At 60.3% G+C, this 23,884-nt stretch carries 29 protein-coding genes; 13 read left to right on the top strand and 16 right to left on the bottom strand.

What is annotated here, in order from left to right; all coding sequences use genetic code 11:
- Window positions 1-69: 69 nt before the first annotated feature.
- The 7 genes from secY (at window position 70) to C934_RS0112765 (ending at window position 5,396) form a co-directional block, all read left to right on the top strand.
- The gene (gene secY / locus C934_RS0112795) at window positions 70-1,410 is read left to right on the top strand and encodes a preprotein translocase subunit SecY (protein WP_018857104.1); all 1,341 of its coding nucleotides are present in this window, start codon (window positions 70-72) and stop codon (window positions 1,408-1,410) included.
- Window positions 1,407-2,057, top strand: a complete 651-nt coding sequence (locus C934_RS0112790) for an adenylate kinase (RefSeq protein WP_026371777.1) — start codon at window positions 1,407-1,409, stop codon at window positions 2,055-2,057. The genes secY and C934_RS0112790 overlap by 4 nt, the downstream gene beginning before the upstream one ends.
- Before the next feature lie 219 nt (window positions 2,058-2,276).
- A complete protein-coding gene (rpsM, locus tag C934_RS0112785) occupies window positions 2,277-2,645 on the top strand; it encodes a 30S ribosomal protein S13 (protein ID WP_016553566.1) in 369 nt (122 codons plus the stop codon).
- A gap of 134 nt (window positions 2,646-2,779) precedes the next feature.
- Window positions 2,780-3,169 carry a 30S ribosomal protein S11 gene (gene rpsK, locus C934_RS0112780; RefSeq protein WP_003547577.1) on the top strand — a complete coding sequence of 130 codons (390 nt, stop codon included), beginning with the start codon at window positions 2,780-2,782 and terminating at the stop codon, window positions 3,167-3,169.
- A 100-nt stretch (window positions 3,170-3,269) separates the two neighbouring features.
- On the top strand, window positions 3,270-4,280 hold the full coding sequence (locus C934_RS0112775; RefSeq protein WP_007531694.1) for a DNA-directed RNA polymerase subunit alpha: 1,011 nt from the start codon (window positions 3,270-3,272) through the stop codon (window positions 4,278-4,280).
- A gap of 45 nt (window positions 4,281-4,325) precedes the next feature.
- Window positions 4,326-4,751, top strand: a complete 426-nt coding sequence (gene rplQ / locus C934_RS0112770; RefSeq protein WP_018857102.1) for a 50S ribosomal protein L17 — start codon at window positions 4,326-4,328, stop codon at window positions 4,749-4,751.
- A gap of 261 nt (window positions 4,752-5,012) precedes the next feature.
- On the top strand, window positions 5,013-5,396 hold the full coding sequence (locus tag C934_RS0112765; RefSeq protein ID WP_026371776.1) for a VOC family protein: 384 nt from the start codon (window positions 5,013-5,015) through the stop codon (window positions 5,394-5,396).
- 37 nt (window positions 5,397-5,433) lie between these two features.
- Here the strand turns inward: C934_RS0112765 and msrQ are convergent, their stop codons facing one another.
- Both msrQ and msrP read right to left on the bottom strand, forming a co-directional pair.
- The gene (gene msrQ, locus C934_RS0112760) at window positions 5,434-6,090 is read right to left on the bottom strand and encodes a protein-methionine-sulfoxide reductase heme-binding subunit MsrQ (RefSeq protein WP_018857100.1); all 657 of its coding nucleotides are present in this window, start codon (window positions 6,088-6,090) and stop codon (window positions 5,434-5,436) included.
- Window positions 6,090-7,037, bottom strand: coding sequence for a protein-methionine-sulfoxide reductase catalytic subunit MsrP (msrP, locus tag C934_RS0112755; protein WP_018857099.1), 948 nt, complete (start codon window positions 7,035-7,037; stop codon window positions 6,090-6,092). Before msrP ends, msrQ begins: the two co-directional genes overlap by 1 nt.
- A 325-nt stretch (window positions 7,038-7,362) precedes the next feature.
- On the opposite strand from msrP, the gene ilvD reads away from it, so the two are divergent.
- Window positions 7,363-9,201 carry a dihydroxy-acid dehydratase gene (gene ilvD / locus C934_RS0112750; RefSeq protein ID WP_018857098.1) on the top strand — a complete coding sequence of 613 codons (1,839 nt, stop codon included), beginning with the start codon at window positions 7,363-7,365 and terminating at the stop codon, window positions 9,199-9,201.
- 35 nt (window positions 9,202-9,236) lie between these two features.
- Here ilvD and C934_RS0112745 read toward each other — a convergent pair whose 3' ends face one another.
- Window positions 9,237-9,536 (bottom strand): lysozyme inhibitor LprI family protein, encoded by a 300-nt coding sequence (locus tag C934_RS0112745; RefSeq protein ID WP_245267949.1) that lies wholly within the window; start codon window positions 9,534-9,536, stop codon window positions 9,237-9,239.
- Between the two features lie 409 nt (window positions 9,537-9,945).
- On the opposite strand from C934_RS0112745, the gene C934_RS0112740 reads away from it, so the two are divergent.
- Window positions 9,946-11,349: a DegQ family serine endoprotease gene (locus tag C934_RS0112740; RefSeq protein ID WP_018857096.1), complete on the top strand. Its 1,404-nt coding sequence runs from the start codon at window positions 9,946-9,948 to the stop codon at window positions 11,347-11,349.
- On the top strand, window positions 11,346-12,662 hold the full coding sequence (locus tag C934_RS0112735; protein ID WP_018857095.1) for a replication-associated recombination protein A: 1,317 nt from the start codon (window positions 11,346-11,348) through the stop codon (window positions 12,660-12,662). Before C934_RS0112740 ends, C934_RS0112735 begins: the two co-directional genes overlap by 4 nt.
- Here the strand turns inward: C934_RS0112735 and C934_RS0112730 are convergent, their stop codons facing one another.
- From C934_RS0112730 to C934_RS34665, 4 genes are all read right to left on the bottom strand, one after another.
- A complete protein-coding gene (locus C934_RS0112730) occupies window positions 12,663-12,965 on the bottom strand; it encodes a DUF1883 domain-containing protein (RefSeq protein ID WP_018857094.1) in 303 nt (100 codons plus the stop codon).
- 103 nt (window positions 12,966-13,068) lie between these two features.
- Window positions 13,069-13,332, bottom strand: coding sequence for a hypothetical protein (locus C934_RS0112725; RefSeq protein ID WP_051085589.1), 264 nt, complete (start codon window positions 13,330-13,332; stop codon window positions 13,069-13,071).
- Between the two features lie 116 nt (window positions 13,333-13,448).
- Entirely contained in the window at window positions 13,449-14,360 is a 912-nt protein-coding gene (locus tag C934_RS0112720) for a dihydrodipicolinate synthase family protein (RefSeq protein ID WP_018857092.1), read from the bottom strand.
- Window positions 14,361-14,367: 7 nt separating this feature from the next.
- The gene (locus C934_RS34665; protein WP_156828753.1) at window positions 14,368-14,511 is read right to left on the bottom strand and encodes a hypothetical protein; all 144 of its coding nucleotides are present in this window, start codon (window positions 14,509-14,511) and stop codon (window positions 14,368-14,370) included.
- A gap of 293 nt (window positions 14,512-14,804) precedes the next feature.
- On the opposite strand from C934_RS34665, the gene C934_RS0112710 reads away from it, so the two are divergent.
- On the top strand, window positions 14,805-15,695 hold the full coding sequence (locus tag C934_RS0112710) for an aminoglycoside phosphotransferase family protein (protein WP_018857090.1): 891 nt from the start codon (window positions 14,805-14,807) through the stop codon (window positions 15,693-15,695).
- A gap of 158 nt (window positions 15,696-15,853) precedes the next feature.
- A complete protein-coding gene (locus C934_RS0112705) occupies window positions 15,854-16,261 on the top strand; it encodes a DoxX family protein (protein ID WP_018857089.1) in 408 nt (135 codons plus the stop codon).
- 5 nt (window positions 16,262-16,266) lie between these two features.
- Here the strand turns inward: C934_RS0112705 and C934_RS0112700 are convergent, their stop codons facing one another.
- The 8 genes from C934_RS0112700 to C934_RS0112665 all read right to left on the bottom strand — a co-directional run bounded on the left by C934_RS0112700 (window position 16,267) and on the right by C934_RS0112665 (window position 22,029).
- Window positions 16,267-17,040: a bestrophin-like domain gene (locus tag C934_RS0112700; RefSeq protein ID WP_018857088.1), complete on the bottom strand. Its 774-nt coding sequence runs from the start codon at window positions 17,038-17,040 to the stop codon at window positions 16,267-16,269.
- Window positions 17,041-17,142: 102 nt separating this feature from the next.
- On the bottom strand, window positions 17,143-17,934 hold the full coding sequence (locus C934_RS0112695) for a sulfite exporter TauE/SafE family protein (RefSeq protein WP_018857087.1): 792 nt from the start codon (window positions 17,932-17,934) through the stop codon (window positions 17,143-17,145).
- 14 nt (window positions 17,935-17,948) lie between these two features.
- The gene (argC, locus tag C934_RS0112690) at window positions 17,949-18,881 is read right to left on the bottom strand and encodes an N-acetyl-gamma-glutamyl-phosphate reductase (protein ID WP_018857086.1); all 933 of its coding nucleotides are present in this window, start codon (window positions 18,879-18,881) and stop codon (window positions 17,949-17,951) included.
- 63 nt (window positions 18,882-18,944) lie between these two features.
- On the bottom strand, window positions 18,945-19,904 hold the full coding sequence (gene speB / locus C934_RS0112685) for an agmatinase (RefSeq protein ID WP_018857085.1): 960 nt from the start codon (window positions 19,902-19,904) through the stop codon (window positions 18,945-18,947).
- A gap of 95 nt (window positions 19,905-19,999) precedes the next feature.
- Entirely contained in the window at window positions 20,000-20,302 is a 303-nt protein-coding gene (locus C934_RS0112680) for a putative quinol monooxygenase (RefSeq protein ID WP_018857084.1), read from the bottom strand.
- Between the two features lie 136 nt (window positions 20,303-20,438).
- Window positions 20,439-20,906, bottom strand: a complete 468-nt coding sequence (gene rpsI / locus C934_RS0112675) for a 30S ribosomal protein S9 (RefSeq protein ID WP_018857083.1) — start codon at window positions 20,904-20,906, stop codon at window positions 20,439-20,441.
- 2 nt (window positions 20,907-20,908) lie between these two features.
- Window positions 20,909-21,373, bottom strand: coding sequence for a 50S ribosomal protein L13 (gene rplM / locus C934_RS0112670; RefSeq protein WP_018857082.1), 465 nt, complete (start codon window positions 21,371-21,373; stop codon window positions 20,909-20,911).
- Between the two features lie 224 nt (window positions 21,374-21,597).
- A complete protein-coding gene (locus tag C934_RS0112665) occupies window positions 21,598-22,029 on the bottom strand; it encodes a PaaI family thioesterase (RefSeq protein WP_018857081.1) in 432 nt (143 codons plus the stop codon).
- Window positions 22,030-22,102: 73 nt separating this feature from the next.
- On the opposite strand from C934_RS0112665, the gene C934_RS0112660 reads away from it, so the two are divergent.
- Window positions 22,103-22,936 carry an enoyl-CoA hydratase gene (locus C934_RS0112660; RefSeq protein ID WP_018857080.1) on the top strand — a complete coding sequence of 278 codons (834 nt, stop codon included), beginning with the start codon at window positions 22,103-22,105 and terminating at the stop codon, window positions 22,934-22,936.
- Here C934_RS0112660 and C934_RS0112655 read toward each other — a convergent pair whose 3' ends face one another.
- Window positions 22,937-23,773: an EamA family transporter gene (locus C934_RS0112655; protein WP_026371774.1), complete on the bottom strand. Its 837-nt coding sequence runs from the start codon at window positions 23,771-23,773 to the stop codon at window positions 22,937-22,939.
- Window positions 23,774-23,884: the final 111 nt, after the last annotated feature.

Genomic DNA, 23,884 nt, shown 5'->3' with positions numbered 1-23,884 from the left:
TCAGAATGCTGATACCGGGTCCTGCACCTCGCTTGGCTAGAGCCCGGAATTGGTAGCGCGGAGAATCGCATGGCGTCTGCAGCGGAACAGTTGGCTTCTAACCTCAATTTCTCGACCTTCGCCAAAGCCGAGGATCTCAAGAAGCGCCTGTGGTTCACACTGGCAGCTCTCCTCGTGTACCGGCTCGGTACCCACATTCCGCTCCCCGGCCTCAATCCAGAAGCTTATGCCCAGGCCTTCCGTGGCCAGGCAGGCGGCATTCTCGGCCTCTTCAACATGTTCTCGGGCGGCGCCGTGCAGCGCATGGCAATCTTTGCGCTCGGCATCATGCCTTACATTTCCGCTTCGATCATCGTGCAGCTGATGACTTCGGTCGTTCCGGCGCTCGAAAACCTGAAGAAGGAAGGCGAACAGGGCCGCAAGATCATCAACCAGTATACGCGCTACGGCACGGTACTCCTCGGTGCGCTTCAGGCTTACGGCATTTCCGTCGGTCTTGAGAGCGGCAACGGCCTTGTTGTCGATCCTGGCATCTTCTTCCGCATTTCGACGGTCGTGACCCTGCTCGGCGGCACGATGTTCCTGATGTGGCTCGGCGAGCAGATCACCTCGCGCGGCATCGGCAACGGCATCTCGCTGATCATCTTCGCCGGTATCGCCGCAGGCCTTCCGCAGGCTCTTGCCGGCACCCTCGAACTTGGCCGCACCGGCGCCCTGTCGACGACGCTGATTCTCGCCGTCATCGTCATTGCGATCGCCGTTATCGCGATCATCGTTTTCGTCGAGCGTGCGCAGCGCCGCCTGCTGATCCAGTATCCGAAGCGCCAGGTCGGCAACCGCATGTTCCAGGGCGACACGTCGCACCTGCCGCTGAAGCTCAACACCTCGGGCGTTATCCCGGCGATCTTCGCGTCTTCGCTGCTGCTGCTGCCGGCGACCGTTGCAGGCTTTGCCAACACGACCGCACTGCCGGCCTGGGCGACCTCGATCGTCGCCGCGCTCGGCCACGGCCAGCCGCTCTATATGCTGCTCTACGGCCTGCTGATCGCTTTCTTCGCCTTCTTCTATACCGCTATCGTCTTCAATCCGAAGGATACCGCCGACAATCTGAAGAAGCATGGCGGCTTCATCCCGGGTATTCGCCCGGGCGAGCGGACTGCTGAGTATATCGACTACGTGCTGACCCGCATTACGGTGATTGGCGCGATCTACCTCGTCTTCGTGTGCATTCTGCCTGAAATTCTTGTGTCTCAGACGGGCATTCCTTTGTCCTTGGGTGGCACTTCGCTCTTGATCGTGGTTAGCGTAACTCTCGATACGGTGGCGCAGATTCAGGGTCATCTGATCGCACAGCAGTATGAAGGCCTGATCAAGAAATCGAAGTTGCGCGGAGGAAAGAGGGGGCGATGAGACTCATACTGTTAGGGCCGCCGGGCGCGGGTAAGGGGACCCAGGCTCAGCGGATCGTGGAGAAGTACGGAATTCCGCAACTTTCCACGGGTGACATGCTGCGTGCTGCCGTTGCGGCTGGCACGGAGGTGGGCAAGCGTGCAAAGGCCGTCATGGATGCTGGCAAGCTTGTTTCCGATGAGATTGTCAATGCCATCGTCTCCGAGCGTCTGGATGCACCGGACTGCACCAAGGGTTTCATTCTCGACGGTTACCCGCGCACGCTGGTTCAGGCCGACGCAACGGAAGCCATTCTGAAAAGCAAGGGTCTTGAGCTCTCGACCGTGATCGAGATCCAGGTTGACGACAACGTCCTCGCTGACCGTGTCTCGGGACGCTATACCTGCGCCAACTGCGGTGCAGGCTATCACGACACCAACGTCAAGCCGAAGATTGAAGGCGTTTGCGACCGCTGCGGTTCGACTCACTTCAAGCGGCGCCCGGATGACAACCGCGAAACGGTCGTCACGCGCCTGCAGGCTTACTACAAGGAAACATCTCCATTGATCGGCTACTTCTATGCCAAGGGCAAGCTGAAGTCGGTTGATGGCATGGCGGATATCGATCACGTCACCAGCGAGATCGATAAGATACTTTCGAAGCTGTAGTCTTTGAAAATAAACTTGGCGGAAGCGGTTGCTTTTCAGCACTGATTCCGCTAAACACCGCGCCAACTCGCGACATTTATGCGATCGGCGCGGATTTCCAGAGAAGTCCGGGTTCGGTCGTTTTGACATGTACGAACCCAAATCTGAACGAGCGGCCGGTTCGGCTGCATAACGAAAAGCCTCTTGCCGGATGGCAACGGGAACGCAAGGAGAATAGGCGTGGCACGTATCGCTGGCGTCAACATCCCGACTGCGAAGCGCGTCGTTATCGCGCTGACCTACATTCACGGGATCGGTCCAAAATTCGCGCAGGAAATCATGGAGAAGGTTGGCCTGTCGGCTGACAAGCGCGTCCATCAGCTGACGGACTCCGAGGTTCTGCAGATCCGTGAAACCATCGACCGTGACTATCAGGTCGAAGGCGATCTGCGTCGCGAAACCTCGATGAACATCAAGCGTCTGATGGACCTCGGCTGCTACCGTGGCCTGCGTCATCGTCGTGGCCTTCCGGTCCGCGGCCAGCGCACGCACACCAATGCCCGCACCCGCAAGGGTCCGGCAAAGGCCATCGCTGGTAAGAAGAAGTAATTTCCGGGAAACCGGAGGTGAGGGGGCTGGCGGTCTGCGCCGGCCTCTTTTGAGTTTGGGGCAGGGCCGTAAGGTCTCGTTCCGGTGTAGCCGCTGGTATTACGGCGGTGCAGAGATCCAAGAAAGGGATTTAAATGGCCAAGGAAGCCGTACGCGTTCGTCGTCGCGAACGTAAAAACATTTCGTCGGGTGTTGCCCACGTCAACTCGACCTTCAACAACACGATGATCACCATCACCGACGCTCAGGGCAACGCCATTGCCTGGTCGTCTGCTGGCGCCAAGGGCTTCAAGGGCTCGCGCAAGTCGACCCCGTTCGCTGCTCAGATCGCTGCTGAAGACTGCGCCAAGAAGGCTCAGGAACATGGCATGAAGTCGCTGGAAGTCGAAGTTTGCGGCCCGGGTTCGGGTCGTGAATCCGCTCTGCGCGCGCTCCAGGCTGCTGGTTTCATGATCACGTCCATCCGTGATGTGACGCCGATCCCGCACAATGGTTGCCGCCCGCGCAAGAAGCGCCGCGTCTGATCATCGCCATTCACAACACCGGTGAGCGGGTTTTCGCTCCCGGTGCTTCTCAAGCTCGGTTGCCACGATTGGATGGTGGTAACGAACGGAAGGCAAAAATATGATTCAGAAAAACTGGCAGGAATTGATCAAGCCGAACAAGGTCGAGTTCTCTTCGAGCTCGCGCACCAAGGCGACGCTCGTAGCAGAGCCGCTGGAGCGCGGTTTCGGCCTCACCCTCGGCAACGCGCTTCGCCGCGTTCTGCTGTCCTCGCTGCGCGGTGCCGCAGTGACGGCTGTGCAGATCGATGGCGTGCTGCATGAGTTCTCGTCGATCCCGGGCGTCCGCGAAGACGTCACGGACATCGTCCTCAACATCAAGGAAATCGCCATCAAGATGGATGGCGATGACGCAAAGCGCATGGTCGTGCGTAAGCAGGGCCCGGGCGTTGTAACGGCTGGCGACATCCAGACGGTCGGCGATATCGAAATCCTCAACCCCGAGCATGTCATCTGCACGCTCGACGAGGGCGCCGAAATCCGCATGGAATTCACCGTCAACAACGGCAAGGGCTACGTTCCGGCCGACCGCAATCGTGCGGAAGATGCTCCGATCGGTCTCATCCCGGTCGACAGCCTTTATTCGCCGGTCAAGAAGGTGTCCTACAAGGTTGAAAACACCCGCGAAGGACAGGTTCTCGACTACGACAAGCTGAACATGACGATCGAAACCGATGGTTCGATCTCCGGCGAAGATGCCGTCGCTTTCGCGGCTCGCATCCTCCAGGATCAGCTTGGCGTGTTCGTCAACTTCGACGAGCCGCAGAAGGAAGCCGAAGAAGAAGCCGTCACCGAACTCGCTTTCAACCCGGCGCTCCTCAAGAAGGTGGACGAACTCGAACTGTCCGTTCGCTCGGCAAACTGCCTGAAGAACGACAACATCGTCTACATCGGCGACCTCATTCAGAAGACCGAAGCAGAAATGCTCCGCACGCCGAATTTTGGTCGCAAGTCGCTGAACGAAATCAAGGAAGTTCTCGCTTCCATGGGCCTGCACCTCGGCATGGAAGTGCCGGCATGGCCGCCTGAGAACATCGAAGATCTCGCCAAGCGCTACGAAGACCAATACTAACCATCAAACGGCGGGCGAGATGCCTGCATGTGAAGGAGAATAGCAATGCGCCACGGTAAATCCGGCCGCAAGCTGAACAGAACCGCTAGCCACCGCAAGGCAATGTTTGCCAACATGGCGGCTTCGCTCATCACCCATGAGCAGATCGTGACGACCCTGCCGAAGGCAAAGGAAATCCGTCCGATCGTTGAAAAGCTCGTCACCCTCGGCAAGCGGGGCGACCTGCATGCTCGTCGTCAGGCGATCTCGCAGATCCGCGACGCCGCTGTTGTTTCGAAGCTCTTCGACACGATCGCTTCGCGCTACGCAACCCGCAACGGCGGTTACCTGCGTATCATGAAGGCTGGCTTCCGCCAGGGCGACAACGCCGCTCTCGCCGTCATCGAGTTCGTTGACCGCGACACCTACGCCAAGGGCGCAGCCGACAAGGCTCGCGTTGAAGCCGAAGCTGCTGCAGCTGAAGCCGCTTAATCCTTTCCGGTTTGCCGGAAGCAAAACAGCCGGGCTGCAAAGCCCGGCTGTTTTCGTTTGTAGCCCTTGCTGGGCACGGGAGACGGCGGTGGTGGACGGGGTCGTCGTGTTTCCACCAAGACAAGGCGTATTCAGGAGCGGATCGCTGCCCTTGGATGCAGCCGCAGGCCAATGCTGTATCGTGCTGCCGCTTGGCATGTTGAGCAGTCTTGAGATCGGAGCTAGCTTGGTGTTCCCGCCAACGTCTCAAAGAGTGGGCGCTTGATAGACCATATAACCGTTGCTGTGAGTGACTTGGCAAAGAGCAAGCTCTTCTATGAGAAGGCGCTTGCACCGCTAGGATACAAACTTTCCTTCGGAAAGGAGAGCGTGTTCTGGGCCTTCGATATCGGCAATGGGTGCCTTTTCGAGATCCAGCAGGTCGACAGCCAGCCGCCTTTGACGAGTGTGCACGTCGCCTTTCGCACTCGAGGCAAGGCCGAAGTTGATGCGTTTTATCACGCCGCGCTTGATGCTGGCGCAAAGGACAATGGCGCCCCCGGCCCACGCCCACAATATGCATCAGGCTATTACGCCTCCTTCGTTCTCGATCCCGATGGCTACAACATCGAAGCCATGATCAATCAGCCAGCGACAGAATCGTGATTGGTCGCTAGCCGATAGTCGAAGGAGCGTGCGCAAATCATGAGGCGGTCGCTGCAGCCCGTGTGCGCTGGCGGCCCTGGCCGCGTTTCCTGCTCCGCGCGATCGGCCGCCATGAGCGGTAGAGGATCAGCAGGATGATCACCGTGACATAGACGTATTGCTCGAGGTCGATGACCTTCGTCGATAGCGCAAAGTGTACGGCGCCGGCAGCGGCGATGATGTAGACGAGGCGATGCAGCCGGACCCAGTTCGGTCCGAGGCGGCGGATCGAAAGATTGTTCGACGTCACGGCAAGCGGAACGAGCATGACGAACCCGGCCATGCCGAACATGATGAAGGGCCGCTTCAGCACGTCGTTGAGCACAGCTGAGAGATCAAGTGCCTGGTCCAGCACCATGTAAACAGTCAAATGCATCGCCACGTAATAGAAACAGAGGAGCCCAAGCGCGCGGCGATAGCGCAGATAGTTCCAGCCGAACAGATCGCGGGCAGGGCTGACGGCGAGCGTCAGGATAAGGAAGCGGATCGCCCAAAGGCCGAGGAACAGTTCGAAGGTCTTTACCGGATCGGCGCCGAGCTGATCGGTCGCGCCGAGATAGAAGGTCCATGCGGCGGGCAACAGGCCGATGGCATAGAGCGCCCAGACAGAGGCCGATTGCCACCGCTTCGCAAGGCTGAGCGAAAATCCCGGCATCAGAAGTTCTTCCGAAGATCCATGCCGCTATAGAGGCTGGCGACCTCGTCGGCATAGCCGTTGAACGGCAGGGTGGGGTGGCGGCTGGCGCCAAAAAAGCCGCTTTCGCCGATGCGCCGTTCCGTCGCCTGGCTCCAGCGTGGGTGATCGACCTCCGGATTGACGTTGGCAAAGAAGCCATACTCCTGGGGATTGGTCACCTGCCAGGTGTTCTTCGGCTCCTTATCCGTCAGGGTGATCCGGACGATCGACTTGATGCCCTTGAAGCCATACTTCCATGGCACGACCAGCCGGATCGGCGCGCCGTTCTGGTTCGGCAAGGTCTGACCATAAAGACCGACGGCGAGCAGGGCGAGTGGGTGACGCGCTTCGTCGAGCCGCAGGCCTTCGACATAGGGCCAGTCGAGCGATTGGAAGATGCCTTTCTGTCCCGGCATCTCTTCTGGCCGCACGACCGTTTCGAAGGCGACGTACTTTGCGCTTCCGAGCGGCTCGACTTTGTTGAGCAGGGAAGCAAGCGGAAAGCCATCCCACGGAATGACCATCGACCACGCCTCGACACAACGCATGCGGTAGGTGCGGCTCTCGATCGGGAATTCCTTGATCAGCGCTTCGACATCGAACGTGCCGGGCTTGTTGACCATGCCGTCAACCTTAATCGTCCAAGGCAGCGGTTTAAAGTCGCCGGAGAGCGCAGCGGGATCGCCCTTATCCAGGCCGAATTCGTAGAAATTGTTGTAGGTCGTGACGTCCTTCAGGGGTGTCGTCTTCTCATCGACCGTATATTTGCTTTCGACGACCGACAGTGCCGCTGCACTGGCCTTGCCGGCTCCGTACAGCGCCATGGCGCCCAGCGTCGCAGCGCCGAGGAATTCGCGGCGGCGCAGATAGAGTTGTTGCGGCGTAATCTCCGAGGATGCGATCTTGGGGGGGCGATAGGCTGGCATCGGAAACCTCCTGAGCAAGTAAGCTCGGTATAAACCTTCAACGCATTAAACACATCTTTAGATCATTGTTTATGCCCACAGGCACGGCTGCGAAAAGCCAACTTTTTGTGTTCGCTGCTTGATGCAATAGTCTGTAACGAAACGACTGCCGTGACCGTATAAGCTCGATGTGCCCAGGAGCCGAAGCGTACCGGTTTCGGCCTTCCCGGTAGTGACAGCCCACACCGTTTGGATTAGGACAATTCCAAAAAACGGCGACAACCCGGCCGCTTGAAGCCTGCGACGCGCAATCGCCGACGATTTCCGACACGTAAGGAATACGCCAATGCCAGCCTACCGTTCCAGAACCACGACCCACGGCCGCAACATGGCGGGTGCGCGCGGCCTTTGGCGCGCCACGGGCATGAAGGATTCGGATTTCGGCAAGCCGATTATTGCGGTGGTGAACTCCTTCACCCAGTTCGTGCCTGGCCACGTCCATCTCAAGGACCTTGGTCAACTCGTGGCCCGCGAAATCGAAGCTGCTGGTGGCGTCGCCAAGGAATTCAACACGATCGCCGTCGACGACGGCATCGCGATGGGCCATGACGGCATGCTCTATTCGCTGCCGTCGCGCGAACTGATTGCCGACAGCGTCGAATACATGGTCAACGCCCACTGCGCCGACGCGATGGTCTGCATCTCCAACTGTGACAAGATCACGCCCGGCATGCTGATGGCCTCACTCCGCCTCAACATCCCGACCGTCTTCGTCTCCGGTGGCCCAATGGAAGCCGGCAAGGTCGTCCTGCATGGTAAGACCCACGCGCTCGACCTCGTCGACGCCATGGTTGCCGCCGCCGACGACAAGATCAGTGATGAGGACGTCAAGGTCATCGAACGGTCTGCCTGTCCGACCTGCGGCTCGTGCTCGGGCATGTTTACCGCCAACTCCATGAACTGCCTGACCGAAGCGCTCGGCCTGTCGCTGCCCGGCAACGGCTCGACGCTCGCAACGCATGCCGATCGCAAGCGCCTGTTCGTCGAAGCTGGTCACCTGATCGTCGATCTCGCGCGCCGTTACTACGAGCAGGACGACGTCAAGGCTCTGCCGCGCACGATCGCGTCCAAGAAGGCGTTCGAGAACGCGATGGCCCTCGATATCGCCATGGGTGGTTCGACGAATACCGTCCTGCACATCCTCGCGGCTGCTCACGAAGGCGAGATCGATTTCACGATGGCCGACATCGACGCCTTGTCGCGCCGCGTTCCCTGCCTCTCCAAGGTCGCACCGGCAAAGAGTGATGTCCATATGGAAGATGTTCACCGCGCCGGCGGCATCATGTCGATCCTCGGCGAGCTGGACAAGGGCGGCCTGCTGAACCGCGAATGCCCGACGGTCCATGCCGAAACGCTCGGCGACGCGATCGACCGCTGGGACATTACCCGCACCAACAGCGAGACGGTCCGTAACTTCTACCGCGCCGCGCCCGGCGGCATCCCCACCCAAGTCGCCTTTAGTCAGGAAGCCCGTTGGGACGATCTCGACACGGACCGCGAAAAGGGCGTTATCCGCTCCGTGGAGCATCCGTTCTCGAAGGACGGCGGTCTTGCTGTTCTGAAGGGCAACCTGGCGCTTGACGGCTGCATTGTGAAGACGGCAGGCGTTGACGAATCCATCCTGAAGTTCTCCGGCCCGGCCAAGGTCTACGAAAGCCAGGACGCGGCCGTGAAGGCCATCCTGTCGAACCAGGTCGTTGCCGGCGATGTCGTCGTCATCCGCTACGAGGGCCCGAAGGGTGGCCCCGGCATGCAGGAAATGCTCTATCCGACGAGCTACCTGAAATCGAAGGGCCTCGGGAAGGCTTGTGCGCTGATCACCGACGGCCGCTTCTCCGGCGGCACCTCCGGGCTTTCCATCGGCCACGTCTCGCCGGAAGCGGCAAACGGCGGTACGATCGGTCTGGTTCGCGAAGGTGACATGATCGACATCGACATCCCGAACCGCATCATCAGCCTGCGCGTCGACGACAAGGAGCTGGCGAACCGTCGTGCCGAGCAGGAGGAGAGGGGCTGGCATCCGGCCGAGCAGCGCAAGCGCAACGTCACGACGGCGCTGAAGGCTTATGCCGCCTTCGCAACCAGCGCCGATCGGGGAGCCGTTCGCGATCTCGGCAGCCGCTGAGCTTCTTGTCAAGAGAATGTGAAATGGACCGGTCGCTAAAGCGGCCGGTTTATTTTTTTGTAGGTTTCATCGAGCTGTTTCAGGCGCTCGTCATAGGCAGCCTTGATGCATGCCGCGTCTGCGGCGCATTCCTGGCGTTTCTTGAGCCAGGCCGTTTGCTCGTCCTGCAAGGTGCCGCGCGAGCCCATCGCCATAAGCCCAGACAGCAGGTTGAACGTCGTTACCATCTTCACATCGGCATCGTTCAGCGCGCGGTTTTCGCAGATCACTGTTTCATCCGGCTTCAGTTCCTTTGCGTCGCAATCAAAGCTCGCGGCATGGGAAGCGCCTGCCATGAGCGCTGAAAGGGTGAATGCTGCGACGGGGAAAAGCGTGGGGTGAAAAGCTCTCATGCATCAGTTCCTGTTTCATTGGGTCCAGCGACAAACATGATGCAGTTGGCCGACGCGGCAAGGACGGGTCCTGCTTTGGCTTAAAGGAATCGGTGGGCGAACGGCGCTTCAACAGCTTGGGCACCAGGAATGGGGCAGAGGTGCAACATGCTTCGAGCGCGATGTCTCCTTCGGGTGACTTCGGCTTGCCTTTGGCATTAGATATCAGTCGCATAGAGTTCGTTTTTGAATCAGTTTGCGAAGCTTGATCAGTAGTCCGTGAGCTGCCTTGTTCTTCCATGCTTCCGCCCTCTTTCCTTTCTAGCGTCCGGCGCTACAACGTGTTCAAGAGCGAATTTCAGAAGGAATCCCCATGCATGACCTGTTGAAGCGCACGGCCCTGCCTCTCGTGGCTCTGGTGCTTGCGCTGCCGGTTTCCGCCAATGCTCAAACCGCCAAGACCGTACCGCAGAGCCAGTTGGAGATGCAGCTCTCCTTCGCGCCGCTCGTCAAGCAGACGGCAGGCGCCGTTGTGAACGTCTATGCCGAAAAGACCGTCCGCAGGCAGTCTCCTTTCGGGGGCGACCCCTTCTTTGAAGAGTTCTTCGGTCAGCAGATGCCGAACCGAAGCGAGAAGCAGTCGTCGCTGGGATCGGGCGTCATCGTCGAGGCGAACGGAACGATCGTAACGAACAACCACGTCGTGGAAGGCGCGGATGACATCAAGGTCGCGCTTTCGGACGGGCGGGAGTTTCCGTGCAAGGTTGTCCTGCGAGATGACCGTGTCGACCTTGCCGTCCTCAAGGTCGACACCAAAGAGACCTTCCCGACCCTCGCGCTAGGCAATTCCGATGCCGTCGAGGTCGGTGATCTCGTCCTGGCGATCGGCAATCCCTTCGGTGTCGGCCAGACAGTCACCAGCGGTATCGTTTCGGCGCTGGCACGTAATCAGGTGGTCAAGAACGAGTTTGGCTTCTTCATTCAGACGGATGCGTCGATCAACCCCGGCAACTCCGGCGGCGCGCTGATGAACATGAATGGCGAGCTGATCGGGATCAACACGGCGATCTTCTCGCGCGGCGGCGGTTCGAACGGCATCGGCTTTGCGATCCCGGCCAATCTCGTGAAGGTGTTCCTTGCGTCTGCGGATGCCGGCGTGAAGTCCTTCGAGCGGCCCTATGTTGGCGCCACGTTCGATGCGGTGACGTCCGAGGTTGCCGAAGCGCTCGGCCTCAACAAGGCGCGCGGTGCGCTTGTCGTCAAGGTTACCGAGGGTGGCCCGGCGGCCAAGGCCGGATTGAAAGCCGGGCAGATCGTCTCCGCCGTCGATGGCATTCCGGTCGAGCATCCGGATGCGCTGCTCTATCGCCTGACCACGGTAGGGCTTGGCAAGTCGGTTAAATTGACCGTGGTCGAGAACGGCCGCGAGCAGCAGATCGCACTAGCGCTCGACAGAGCGCCCGAGACGGCGCCACGCGACCAGCGTACGATCGGTGGCCGCACGCCCTTCACGGGCGCTGTTGTCGAAAATCTCTCACCGCGTGTTGCCGACGAGCTGCGCATGCCTTCGGAATCGACCGGCGTCGTTGTTTCCGAGGTGAAGGAAGACTCCCTTGCCGCTCGCCTCGGCTTTGAGCCAAAAGACATCATAATCTCGATCAATGGCACGGAAGTGAAGAATACCAAGGAACTCGCAGCGATCGCCGACGAGGATCCCAGCTTCTGGCGCGTCGAGATCGAGCGCGATGGCCAGCGAATCCGACAGTTTTTCCGATGAGTGACGATCTCTTTGCACCGCGCATTCCCGAGGAGGTCGCCAACCGGCGGCCTCTTGCCGATCGCCTGCGGCCCCGCACGCTTTCGGAAGTCACTGGCCAGGAGCATCTGACCGGCGAAGACGGCGTGTTGCGGCGCATGATCGAGAGCGGTTCGCTCGGCTCGATGATTTTCTGGGGGCCGCCCGGCACCGGCAAGACGACTGTCGCCCGATTGTTGTCGGGCGAGGCGGGTCTCGCCTTCGAACAGATCTCCGCGATCTTTTCAGGCGTGGCCGATCTCAAGAAGGCATTCGAGGCGGCACGGCTGCGTCGAATGGATGGCCGGCAGACGCTGCTCTTCGTCGATGAGATTCATCGTTTCAACAGGGCGCAGCAGGATAGTTTCCTTCCGGTGATGGAGGACGGCACCGTCATCCTCGTGGGCGCCACCACCGAGAATCCCTCATTCGAGCTCAATGCGGCTTTGCTGTCCCGCGCACGGGTGCTGACCTTCAAGTCGCATGACGATGAAAGCCTCGAAGAATTGATGAAGCGTGCCGAGGCTGCCGAAGGCAAGGCGCTGCCGCTGACGGAAGACGCCCGTGTCAGTCTGCTTAGAATGGCGGACGGTGACGGACGCGCCGTTCTGACGCTTGCCGAGGAAGTATGGCGTGCCGCGCGCGAGAAGGAGACTTTTGATACGGAGGGCCTCACGCGCATCGTGCAGCGCCGCGCCCCGGTCTACGACAAGGCCCAGGATGGGCACTACAACCTCATCTCCGCGCTTCACAAGTCCGTCCGTGGCTCCGACCCCGATGCAGCGCTCTACTATCTCGCGCGCATGTTCGACGCCGGCGAAGATCCCCTTTATCTAGGCAGGCGCCTCGTTCGCATGGCTGTCGAGGACATCGGCCTTGCCGACCCGCAGGCGCTGGTGATCTGCAACGCGGCGAAGGACGCCTACGACTACCTGGGCTCACCCGAAGGCGAACTGGCATTGGCGCAGGCCTGCGTCTATCTCGCGACCGCACCGAAGTCGAACGCCGTCTATACGGCTTTCAAGGCCGCGACCATGGCCGCCAAGCAGAATGGTTCGCTTCTGCCGCCGAAGCACATCCTGAATGCGCCGACGAAGCTGATGAAGGGCGAGGGTTACGGCGAGGGCTATCGTTACGATCACGACGAGCCGGACGCCTTTTCGGGCCAGGATTACTTCCCGGAGAAAATGGGCCGACAGACCTTTTATGATCCACCAGAACGCGGCTTCGAGCGGGATATCCGCAAACGCCTTGAATGGTGGGCAAAGCTCAGGAAGGAGCGCAATCAGCGCTGATCAGGAGGCTCGCATCTGCCCTGCGGGAGCGACGAGCTTCACCGCTGATTCCGCAAGGCCATGATGGCCTTCCATGTCCACGACCAGATGCCAATGTCCGCTGTCGGGAATGGACAGACGGATGGGAGACTTCCGCGCGACGCCGCCGACATATTTGAAGTCGAGGACTTCGGTGAAGCGCTGATAGTTCGGCGCAGTCATCAGGCGCACATTCGCCACCGCGTTCAACGTCACCTCGATAATCGTCCCGGCGCGCTGTTCCTTCAGATCGTAGTGGGTAAAGCGAAAGTTTGGTTTCGGCATGGTCTCGTGGCATCTTCTCTACGCCAGCACCATAGGCCCTTCCAGTTAAGGAAGCGTTTGCCATTGGCGACGGCCCAGCTGGCCCGCCACCAATCACGATGTATCAGTGGATTTCCTTTTCGCCGCGCTCTAGCGCGCCGAACTGCAGGACGATGCCATCCGCGGCGCGGCAAATCTGCTCGGGCTTGTGATCGCATTCATCGGCTGCGAAATGGCGTGCTGCGTGTTCGCTGATGAAGACGCCTCCAACGAGCCCTTTGCGGTCCTGCACGACCCAGCGGCCATTTCGGTCTTGGCCGATGGTGAAGCGTGCAGAACCCTGGCGTTGGAGGGGTTCGATTGCGGACGCAGATTGAAGAGAGGGCATCGAATTTCCTTTCGAATTGTCTTCTGCGCTGGATTGCAGCGCTGTGCCACGCTCAGGAAGGTAGTGGTACTCGCATTCGCCTTCCATTGGCCGGTGATCAGGAAAATATAAAAATATCATATATATAAAGCGGCATCTTGAATCTCGGAAACGCGCGAGAGCGCCTGCGAAATAAGCTGTTCTCCATCGGCATCCAGGGCCAGAAGCGGCATTCGGACTTCCGGATCGATCGGCAACAATGTCCGCAACGCGTTCTTGATTGCAGCGGGGTCGGCCTCGGGGCCTAGCGCTCCTGTCAGTGGGGCCAGCCTGTCATCGAGCAAGCGCGCAGCTGGGAGATTGCCGCCGAGCGCCGCCTGCTGCAGCGAGGCATACAGACGCGGGTACACGTTCGCGCCAGCCGAGATGATGCTGTTGCCGCCGCTGCCGAGGAAGGAGAGGGCCGTTGCGTCGCGATCGGAAAGAAGCAGGAAGCGTTGACGCCAGAAGGGCACCGGGCACCTAGCGCCGGCGTTGCCCTCCGCAAGGGCCAAGCCGACGATTGACGGGATATCGGCGAGCGCGGCGAGTGTCGGCAAGGTCATATCGATTGCCGTGCGCATCGGGTTATTTTCGACGATCAAGGGAAGGCTCGTTGCGGTCGCGAGCTGAGCGAAGTGACCGACAATGCCCTTCTGTCCAGGCTTGGAATAGTACGGAAGCGTCACTAGGGCAGCACTGGCGCCAAGCTCCTCGGCGTCTAGCGTAAAGGCGATCGTCGTTGCCGTAGCGTTCGTGTCGGTTGCGGCAATGACGGGAACAAGATCGCCGGCAACGCGGACACAGGTCCGGATGACTGCGGCGCGCTCGCTTCTGGTGAGGGTCGGTCCTTCTCCGGTCAGTGTACAGACGGCAAGCCCGTCGACACCGCCGCGGATCTGTCGCTCCGCCAGTCGTTCCAGTGCGGGAAGGTCGAGTGCTCCGTCGCGAAACGGCGTGATGAGCGCGGTCGTGGTGGCGCCGAGGCGCAACGGTCTGTCAGCTGGCATGCTGCGCTCAAAGGCCGCCCAGAATGACGTAGAGTTCAACAGCGGCAAGCACGACCCCGAACAGGATGAGCGCCTGGGCCGTGCGTCGCTCGCGCATCTGCCGTTTCGGTGCTGGGCGGCGCGGGCGGGGGATCGGGGCATTGGGTAGCATGAAATCTCGCATGGCTTTCAACCTTCGCATTTCATGGGAAGGCTAACGCCATTCACGGTAGCAATTCCATTCGAGTACAAGCAGCGTGATATAGAAATCGCATAAAGACGCGGATCCGACGAAGGCGGCGGCGCCGGAGAAATACCATGAATTTCAGGCGATTAGCGGCGAGCTTGGATTCATCTTCTCAGGGTCTTGATTCAAAGTCGAAAGGTCGAAGACAACCTTAGGATTGATCTCTGCTGGGAAAGGCCGACATTATGCCGGCACCTTCAGGGAGGACTGCCAGAACAATGGATGGCCCAGCAATCGATACCGCGCTCGTGCGTCGGCTGATTGCCACGCAGTTTCCGGAGTGGGCTGATCTGGCGATCCGGCCCGTCGAGTTCGGCGGATGGGACAACAGGACATTCCACCTTGGCGCGGCGATGACGGTTCGGTTGCCGAGCGCTGCTCACTATGCCGAACAGGTCGCCAAGGAGCAGCAGTGGCTGCCGGTTCTTGCGCCGCAGCTGCCTCTGCCGATACCCGTGCCTCTGGCGATGGGGAGGGCGGACGAGAGCTATCCCTGGCCGTGGTCGGTTTATGAGTGGCGTGACGGTGAGACGGCGCTGACGGAACGCATCGACGACCTCAGTGAGTTCGCCACCACCCTGGCCGGTTTCCTCGATGCGTTGCAGGCGGTGGACGCCAGAGGGGGACCTCCGCCCGGCTCGCACAACTTTTTTCGCGGCGGATCGCTGTATGTCTACGACGCGCAAACGCGCGAGGCGCTTGTGCGTTTGGATGGTCGGATCGACACGCAACTGGCGACGGACGTCTGGGAAGCCGCGCTTTCGACTTCGTGGCAAGGCGCGCCTGTGTGGTTTCATGGCGACGTCGCCTATGGCAACCTTCTAGTCAGGAACGGTCGCCTCGATGCCGTGATCGATTTCGGGACGTCGGGCGTCGGCGACCCCGCCTGTGATCTCGCAATCACCTGGCACATGTTCGAGGGACAGAGCCGCCAGGTGTTTCGAAAGGCACGTCCGCTCGACGCGGGGACGTGGGCACGCGGCCGCGGATGGACGCTATGGAAGGCCCTGATCGTCGCCGCCGGCATGGCCGGCGCAAATCCCGTAGACGTCAGGAGATCTTGGCAGGTCATCGAAGACGTGCTGGCCGATTACCTGGCGTGGGCATGACGCTCTCGGAATTGCGCTGTCGAAAATAATGGCGGCTGGATGTCGGGAGAGAAGGTCCCGCTGCGTCCTATGGGGGAAGGTTAGTAGAACCGCAATCGCGGGACGCAGAAAGCCGGAAATTTGGACAACGAACGGCTTCGGGCCGAGGGAGAGATAGCATGAGCAAAACGTTCGCAATTCTGCTGGCGCGACTGATCTTCGGCGCCATTTTCGCGATGGCCATGAGTTTCAAGTTCATGGATATACAAGCCACCGCGAGCTATATCGCCGCGGCGGGCTTTCCTTTCCCGCTCTTCCTGGCGTGGATAGCGGCGTTCTTCGAACTTGCCCTGACGCTGGCATTCCTGACGGGAGCCTTCTTCTCGGAAGCCTCGGTTCTGGCCGGCATCTACGTGATATTCCTGGCCTTCGCCTTCCATGGCCCAAGCCATTGGAGCGCGAATCAGGCGGAGTTCGGTTTCTTCGTGGATCACTTCACCTTCCTCGCAGGCCTGCTCTACGCGGCGGTGCATGGACCGGGGGACGCGTTGGTCCTGAAGACGCGCTCGCCGCTGATGGCTCGATAGGTCAGCTATCCGGAGGGCGGAGGGTTTGCCAATTCATCGAGCAGGCGCTCGAACGCCGTCGGCTTCATCGTAGCCGGCGGGTTGTAGGGGTCTGAGAACGCGTAGATGAAGAAAAGAATGATGCCGGTGAACGCGCCGAGCACCGAAAGCAGCAGCAGGTTTCGCGCATCCGGCGGGTAGGGATAGTAGCCGAGCGCCATGAACACGAGCCCCGAAATCGCCGCGAACCAGAAGATGATGCTGATGGAATCGGTGCCGCTGTTTTCACGCTTGTCCCGCGCCTCCGCGATACGGTGCACATCACCAAGCATATGTTCGCGAATGCTTTGCTGGCGCACATTGGTCGGCGTCAGGTCGAGCACCCGCTGATAGACGCTGTCCCACTTGTTCCACGCCGTGGGCGATAGCTGCCCAGTGTCTCCAAGCATGCGCCACTCCTCGTCGACGACGATCTGCACATACTCGAAGAGCGCTTGCTGGATGGGCGCCTTCTCGTTGACGCCGTAGCGATCAGCGTCGAAATACACGTCTGCGATTGCGTTCGCTTCCGTGACGCTTTCGAACTTCAGTTGCTGGTACTCGATCATCTCCTGGGCGAAGACGAGCGCCAGGATCAGCGCATGCAGCGACGATATTCGCATGACGATGGCGCCGGCTAGCTCTCTGTCCTTGCCAGTCGGATCGCCGCCCATGATCAGACGCATCACAAAATAGAAGACCAGCGTTACGAGAACCGTACCGCCGATAAAGGCAACACCGAACAGGACGACTGCACTCATGCGCGCTCCCCCAAGGTCGGGCACGACTTTATGCGGCAGTGGACCATTGATCAACGACGGTTGCGCGGCTTCGCGCTCCGCCATTCGGCGGTGTGTTGGACCCTACCGGAGGACCCCATCGAGCAGCGGCATTCCCATGATGGCGGAGGCTGCGATCAGCAGATAACAGATCATTCGGAACGTGCTCTCCTTGGCGAGCCCGAACAGTTTCGAGCCGGCATAGAGACCGATGGTGTAACTCGGCAGGATAACGATCGTCAGGGCAAACACGGCCTCAACGAACAGCCCGCCAAAATAGTAGCTGACGACGCTGAAGCAGGTGGAGATCGCGAAATAGAGAATGAAGTTTGCCCGCACCCGGGCAAAATCGGTCTTGCCGCCGAGCCAATAGGCAACGACCGGCGGTCCACCGAGCTGGGCAGCGCCGCTGAAGAGGCCGGCAACGAGACCTGTCGTGGAGGTCAGCGATACCAGTGGCTCGCCATGGTATCGCCACCCGGAAACCAGCAACGCAAGCAGGCAAATGGCGATCGCGGTGATCGCCCAGCGCAACGTCAGCGGATCCACCAGCGCCAGCGCTGCCGTCCCGGCAGGCACGCCAAGCACCGCGCCCGCTGCCATGGTGAAGACTTCACGCCGGTTTGCGCTGCGCCAAGCCGGGGGAATCATACCAAGCGTCGCCAGGCCATCGATGACGAGCAGGACGGGCGATATCAGCTTCGGACCTATGATTGCGCCGCCAAGCGGAACGAAGATCAGCGCCGCGCCGAATCCGGAGAAGCCGCGTGCCAGTCCCGCAATCAAGGCTATGGCGACGAGCGATGAAATGCCGCGGTCTGGTAGGGCGGCAACAAACCACGCGCTCGTGTTCGCCAGCAGCGTCTCAAGCGACATGATCGGTTCCGGGTTTAGGAGGCGAGCATCAGGTCCATGTTCTGAACCGCGGCGCCCGAGGCACCCTTGCCAAGGTTGTCGAGCAGCGCAACGAGGTTGACCTGAGACGCACCCGGCGTGCCGAACACGAAGAGCTTCATCGTGTCCTTGCCGGCAAGCTCGACGGCATCGATACGGGGGAGCTTGCGGCTCTCGTCCAGCGGCACCACCGTCACGATGTCCTGGCCCGCATAGTGAGCGACAAGAGCAGCGTGGATGCTTTCGAGCGTCGTGCCCTCGGCAAGATCGTCGAGATGCAGCGGTACCTGAACGATCATGCCCTGCGGGAACTTGCCGACAGACGGCGAGAAGATCGGTGCGCGATCCAGCAGGCCGTGGATCTTCATCTCGGGCACGTGCTTGTGTGCCAGCGTCAACCCGTAGAGGAAGTGCGGCGCGGTGATCGCATCCTCCCGGCTCTGATCCTCGATCTGCGCGATCATCTGCTTGCCGCCGCCGGTGTAGCCGGAGACCGCATTGACCGTGACCGGATAGCCGTCGGGCAGAATGCCGGCAGCGCGCATCGGCCGGATGAGGCCGATCGCGCCGGTGGGGTAGCAGCCCGGATTGGCGACGAAACGCGCCGCCTTGATCTTCTCTGCCTGCTCCTTGTCCATCTCCGCGAAGCCATAGGCCCAGGAAGGATTGACACGGAACGCCGTGGAGGTGTCGATGACACGCACGTTGTTGTTGCCCGAGACCATCTGCACCGCTTCCTTCGAAGCGTCGTCGGGCAGGCAGAGGATCGCGATATCGGCGCTGTTCAGCATGTCCTCGCGCATCGCGGCGTTGCGACGCTCCGCTTCCGGGATCGACAGAAGCTCGACATCGCGGCGGCCGGCCATGCGCGTGCGGATCTGCAAGCCCGTCGTGCCATGTTCGCCATCGATGAAGATCTTCGGTGCCATTGTCTCGCTCACACTTTCAACAGGTTAGAAAGAAGTCCGGAATCATTTTGTAAGAGGGATGAGTCAGCCGTGTGACGCGCTTGCGCGGCGCTCGGCATGTAGGCCAAGCATATACATCGCGACCGTCGCCCCCGCAATGGCGGTGATGTCCGCATGATCGTAGGGCGGCGAGACCTCGACGACGTCGGCGCCGCGGATATCCAGCTGGTGCAGACGCTGCAGCACCGAGAGAATCTTGGCGCTCGAGGGACCACCTGCCACAGGCGTACCGGTGCCGGGCGCATAGGCGGGATCGAGGCAATCGATATCGAAGGTCAGGTAGGCCGGCGCGCCGCGGGTATGCGAGATGATCGTCGAGGCGATATCGCTCGGAGTCATCTCCTCAAGCTGATGGCCGTAGAGAATATGAATGCCGAAATCCTCGGGTGCGTGGGTGCGGATGCCGATCTGGATCGACCGATCGGGATCGATGATGCCGTCCCGCGCGGCCCGCGCCACGAACGAGCCATGATCGATCCGCCTGTTGTCGTCGAACCAGGTGTCCTGATGCGCATCGAACTGGACGAGTGCTAGCGGTCCGTGCTTGGCGGCATGCGCCTTGAGGATCGGCCAGGTGACAAAATGATCGCCGCCAAGGGTCAGCATGAATGCACCGCTGTCGACAATCGCCTTCGACTGCCGTTCGATTGCTGCGGGCGTCTCGTGGTGGTTGCCGTAGTCGAGCAAGCAGTCGCCATAGTCGATCACGGCCATCTCGGCAAAGAGATCGCGGTTGAATGGATATTGCGGGTCGTTGTCGAAGATCGCCGACGCACGCCGTATCGCTTGCGGTCCGAACCGCGTGCCCGGCCGATTGGATGTCGCGGCATCGAAGGGGATGCCCCAGACGACCGCATCCGCGCCGGCCAGTTCCTTGGTGAAGCGGCGACGCATGAACGACAGCGCCCCGGCGAAGGTGGGGTCGCTGGCGGCCGATTTGAGGCTCGTTGCCGTGAATGCGTGGTCGATCGACTTGTTGGCCAAGAGATGCTCCTCGAGGGTGTTGGTCGCTATGCCTACCAGAAACGAATCTCAAACCGAAAGGCCAAAACGGTTCTGGTCGCTCGGCCAAACTGGTTTTACCCCGGCAGCTTGTCGGCCAACACCTCGGGTGTCTTCAGTTGCGGCGCTTCGGCAAGCAGTTCAGCTGCTCGTGCCATCAGCGTCGCGGCCACCTTGCCGTTCAAATGCGCCTGCCGGCCTGCCTCATCGTCAAAGGTATCGAAGATGGCGAATGTGCTCTGGTCGTAGCGAATGGCAAACCACGTCACAGTACCGGGCTCCTGTTCGACAAGCGCCTGCGCGCTCTTCAAGAACGTCGCCACTTCTTCTTCCTTGCCGGATTTTGCTTTCAGTTCGACATAGATTGCTTGCTTGGTCATTCCTGCCTCCCTTGGCATGCGCGTGAAGCGCCTGGAATGCAGTAGAACTGGCAAGGGAACGGGCCGCTTCAAGCAGCCACCAAACAAAAAGGCCGGGCGAAGCGCCCGGCCTTTCGTAGTCGATATTCCGCAGCGATTAACGCTTGGAGAACTGGAACGAACGGCGGGCCTTGGCCTTACCGTACTTCTTACGTTCAACAACGCGGCTGTCGCGGGTCAGGAAGCCGCCCTTCTTCAGGACCGAGCGCAGGCCCGGCTCGAAGTAGGTGAGGGCCTTGGAAAGACCGTGACGAACGGCGCCGGCCTGGCCGGAAAGACCGCCGCCTGCAACCGTTGCAACGATGTCGAACTGGCCGTCACGGGCAGCAGCGACGATCGGCTGACGCAGAATCATCTGCAGAACCGGGCGTGCGAAGTATTCCGCGAATTCCTTGCCGTTGACGATGATCTTGCCGGAACCCGGCTTGACCCAAACGCGGGCAACAGCGTTCTTGCGCTTGCCGGTCGCGTAGGAACGGCCAAGCGAGTCGACCTTACGGACGTGAGCCGGAGCAGCAGCTGCTTCGGACGTGCCGAGATCCTTCAGGGAGGAGAGGTCAGCCATTCTTAGGCGCTCCTTACGTTCTTCTTGTTCAGCTTGGCGACGTCGAGAACGACAGGCTGCTGTGCTTCATGAGGATGATTGGAACCAGCGTAAACGCGGAGGTTCTTCATCTGACGACGGCCGAGCGGGCCGCGCGGAACCATGCGCTCAACAGCCTTCTCGAGAACGCGCTCCGGGAAGCGGCCTTCGATGAGCTGGCGAGCGGTACGCTCCTTGATGCCGCCGGCATAACCGGTGTGCCAGTAGTAAACCTTGTCGGAGTACTTCTTGCCGGTGAAAACGACCTTGTCGGCGTTGATGACGATAACGTTGTCGCCGTCGTCAACGTGAGGCGTGAAAGTTGCCTTGTGCTTGCCGCGCAGACGCATAGCGATGATGGAAGCGAGACGACCAACGACGAGCCCTTCGGCGTCGATGATGACCCACTTCTTCTCCACCTCTGCAGGCTTCTGGGAGAAGGTTGCCATAGTTGTTACTCTCTTTTGGATCCCTCGGCCCGAAGGCGAGAGGGCGTTTCTTGTTGCTTGGTTTGGCTGTCCGAAGACGCACCAAAAAGAAAGCAGCCCGGAAAGGCTGCATTTCTGGTGGTGTTTATAGAGGCAAAGCAGCCTGGGGTCAATATTTACGAATTGGCGTGCAGCAAAAATGTATCAGTAAAATCAATATGTTATATATGTGGTATTGTGTTACCTCATATTTCGCGCGGCGGAATGGAGTAAGTCGCCGTCGCATGAGCGATCAACTCGTCCGCACTTTCCTGGAAAATCGAGGCCTCGATGACGGCGAGCCGCTTGCCAAGCTTGAGAATCCGACAGGTGCAAGTCGTCGGTCTAGGCTTCGGCAGGCGCAGGAAATTGATGTTGAGATTGGCGGTAACCGCCAGCGCCACCGGCCCGATATGCGCCAATACTGCTGCATAGGCCGTCACATCCGCCAAGGTGAAAAGGGCTGGTCCGGAGACGGTGCCGCCGGGGCGCAAGTGCCTCTCGCTCGGGTCCAGCCGCATCGAGACGCTGCCGGGTGTGATCTCGGTGATCGCAAATACGCGCCCACCCGTGTGGATCTGCGGAAAGTCCGTATCCAGAAAACGGTGGAGCTCGTCGATCGTCATGACCGGCTGCATGAGTTTGCCTCGAAATTGCTTGTCGCCTGTGGCAGAACAATTAGCACGAAATAGCAATGCAGGGAGTTAGACCATGGCCGAAGTCGTATCCTTTCGGAAGGACCCGAGCAAAGCGGGCGAGGGCGCGCTCGTCATCCCGCAATTGAGCGATGGCATCCTGCGGCTGACGCTCAGCAATCCGCCTGCAAATGCGCTCTCGATCGCCGTCATGGAGACCCTGATCGGTGAGCTCCAGAGCGCCGCCGAGGACGCTGCCGTTCGCGTCGTCATCATCGCATCGACCGGCAATGTCTTCTCTGCCGGCCACGACCTCAAGGAATTGACCGCGCATCGGGCCGATGAGGACGGCGGCGAGGCATTCTTCGAAGAAACCTTTGCGCTGGCCGCTGATCTCATGCTCGAAATCACCCGCTTGCCAAAGCCTGTCATCGCCGAGATCGACGGCCTCGCAACGGCTGCCGGTTGCCAGCTTGTCGCCTCCTGCGATCTTGCGATCTGCACCGATACGGCAACCTTCTGTACGCCCGGCGTCAATATCGGCCTGTTCTGCTCGACCCCCATGGTGGCCGTGTCCCGCGCGGCGCATCGCAAGCAGGCGATGGAGATGTTGCTCACCGGTGAGACGATCGACGCCTCGACCGCGAAGGATTTCGGCCTGGTGAACCGCATCGTGCCGAAGCAATATCTGACGCAGGTCGTCACCAAATACGCGTCCGTCATTGCAAGCAAATCGCCGTTGACGCTGAAGATCGGCAAGGAGGCATTCTACCGCCAGCTCGAAATGCCCGTCGAGGAAGCCTACGGCTATGCTGCTCAGGTCATGGTCGACAATATGCTGACCGCCGATGCCGAGGAGGGGATTGGGGCCTTCCTGTCCAAGCGCATGCCGCAGTGGACCGGCGAATAGCTAGCCGAGTTTCAGGATCAGCCCGCCTGCGGCGATGATTGCGCCGGCGAGATAGCGCCAGGGACTGGCCTTTTCCTTCAAAACGATGACTGAGATCAGCAGGGCGAAGAGGATCGACGTCTCGCGCAGCGCCGCAACAGTTGCCACCGGGGCCTTGGTCATCGCCCAAAGGGCGAGGCCGTAGGACGCGATCGATCCGCCGCCACCGATCAGGCCGCGCCACCAGTTGTAGCGGACATGCATGGCGACTGCGACGGCGCCGCGCTTAGAGATCGCCCAGGTGAATAGCAATACCGGCGGCAGCAGCGACATCCATAGCGTATAGGAGACGGCATTGCCCGAGACGCGGGCGCCGACACCGTCGACATAGGTGTAGGTCGCAATCACGCAGGCATTGGCGAGGGCCAGCCTGATCGCGTGGCCGCCGCCTTTTCGCGCCTCGAAGGCCAGCGTCAGGATACCGGCGCAGATCGTCATCGTGCCGAGGAGCGAGCCGGTCGACAGTGTCTCGTTCAGGATGAAACCGCTGGTGGCTGCAATCAGCAGCGGAGCGCACCCGCGCATCAGCGGATAGACAAGGCCGATGTCGCCTGCGCGATATGCGCCTGCGACGAGCTGAAAATACGCGAACTGGAGAACAGCGGAAGCGCCGATGAATGGCCATGCGGCCGAGTTCGGCAATGGCAGGAACATCAGGAAGGGAAGAGCGCACACGGCACCGCCTGCCGAAATGAGGCTGGCATCGAGCGATTTGTCCGTGCCCGCCTTGATCATGGCGTTCCATGTCGCGTGCAACAGGGCACCAAATAGAACGAGCAAAATGACGTGGATTGGCAAAAAGACCACCGGGCGGTGTGAAAACAGCGATTGTGGAATTGTTGTTACGCCGCTCTTGGTAAAAATCAATCCCGTTCGATGACAGGACGGACCACACTGGCTCCCGGTCGC

Source organism: Rhizobium sp. 42MFCr.1 (assembly GCF_000377185.1).
In the GTDB taxonomy this organism is placed as follows: Bacteria; Pseudomonadota; Alphaproteobacteria; order Rhizobiales; family Rhizobiaceae; genus Rhizobium; species Rhizobium altiplani.
This window is presented reverse-complemented; position numbering and strand designations above follow the sequence as displayed.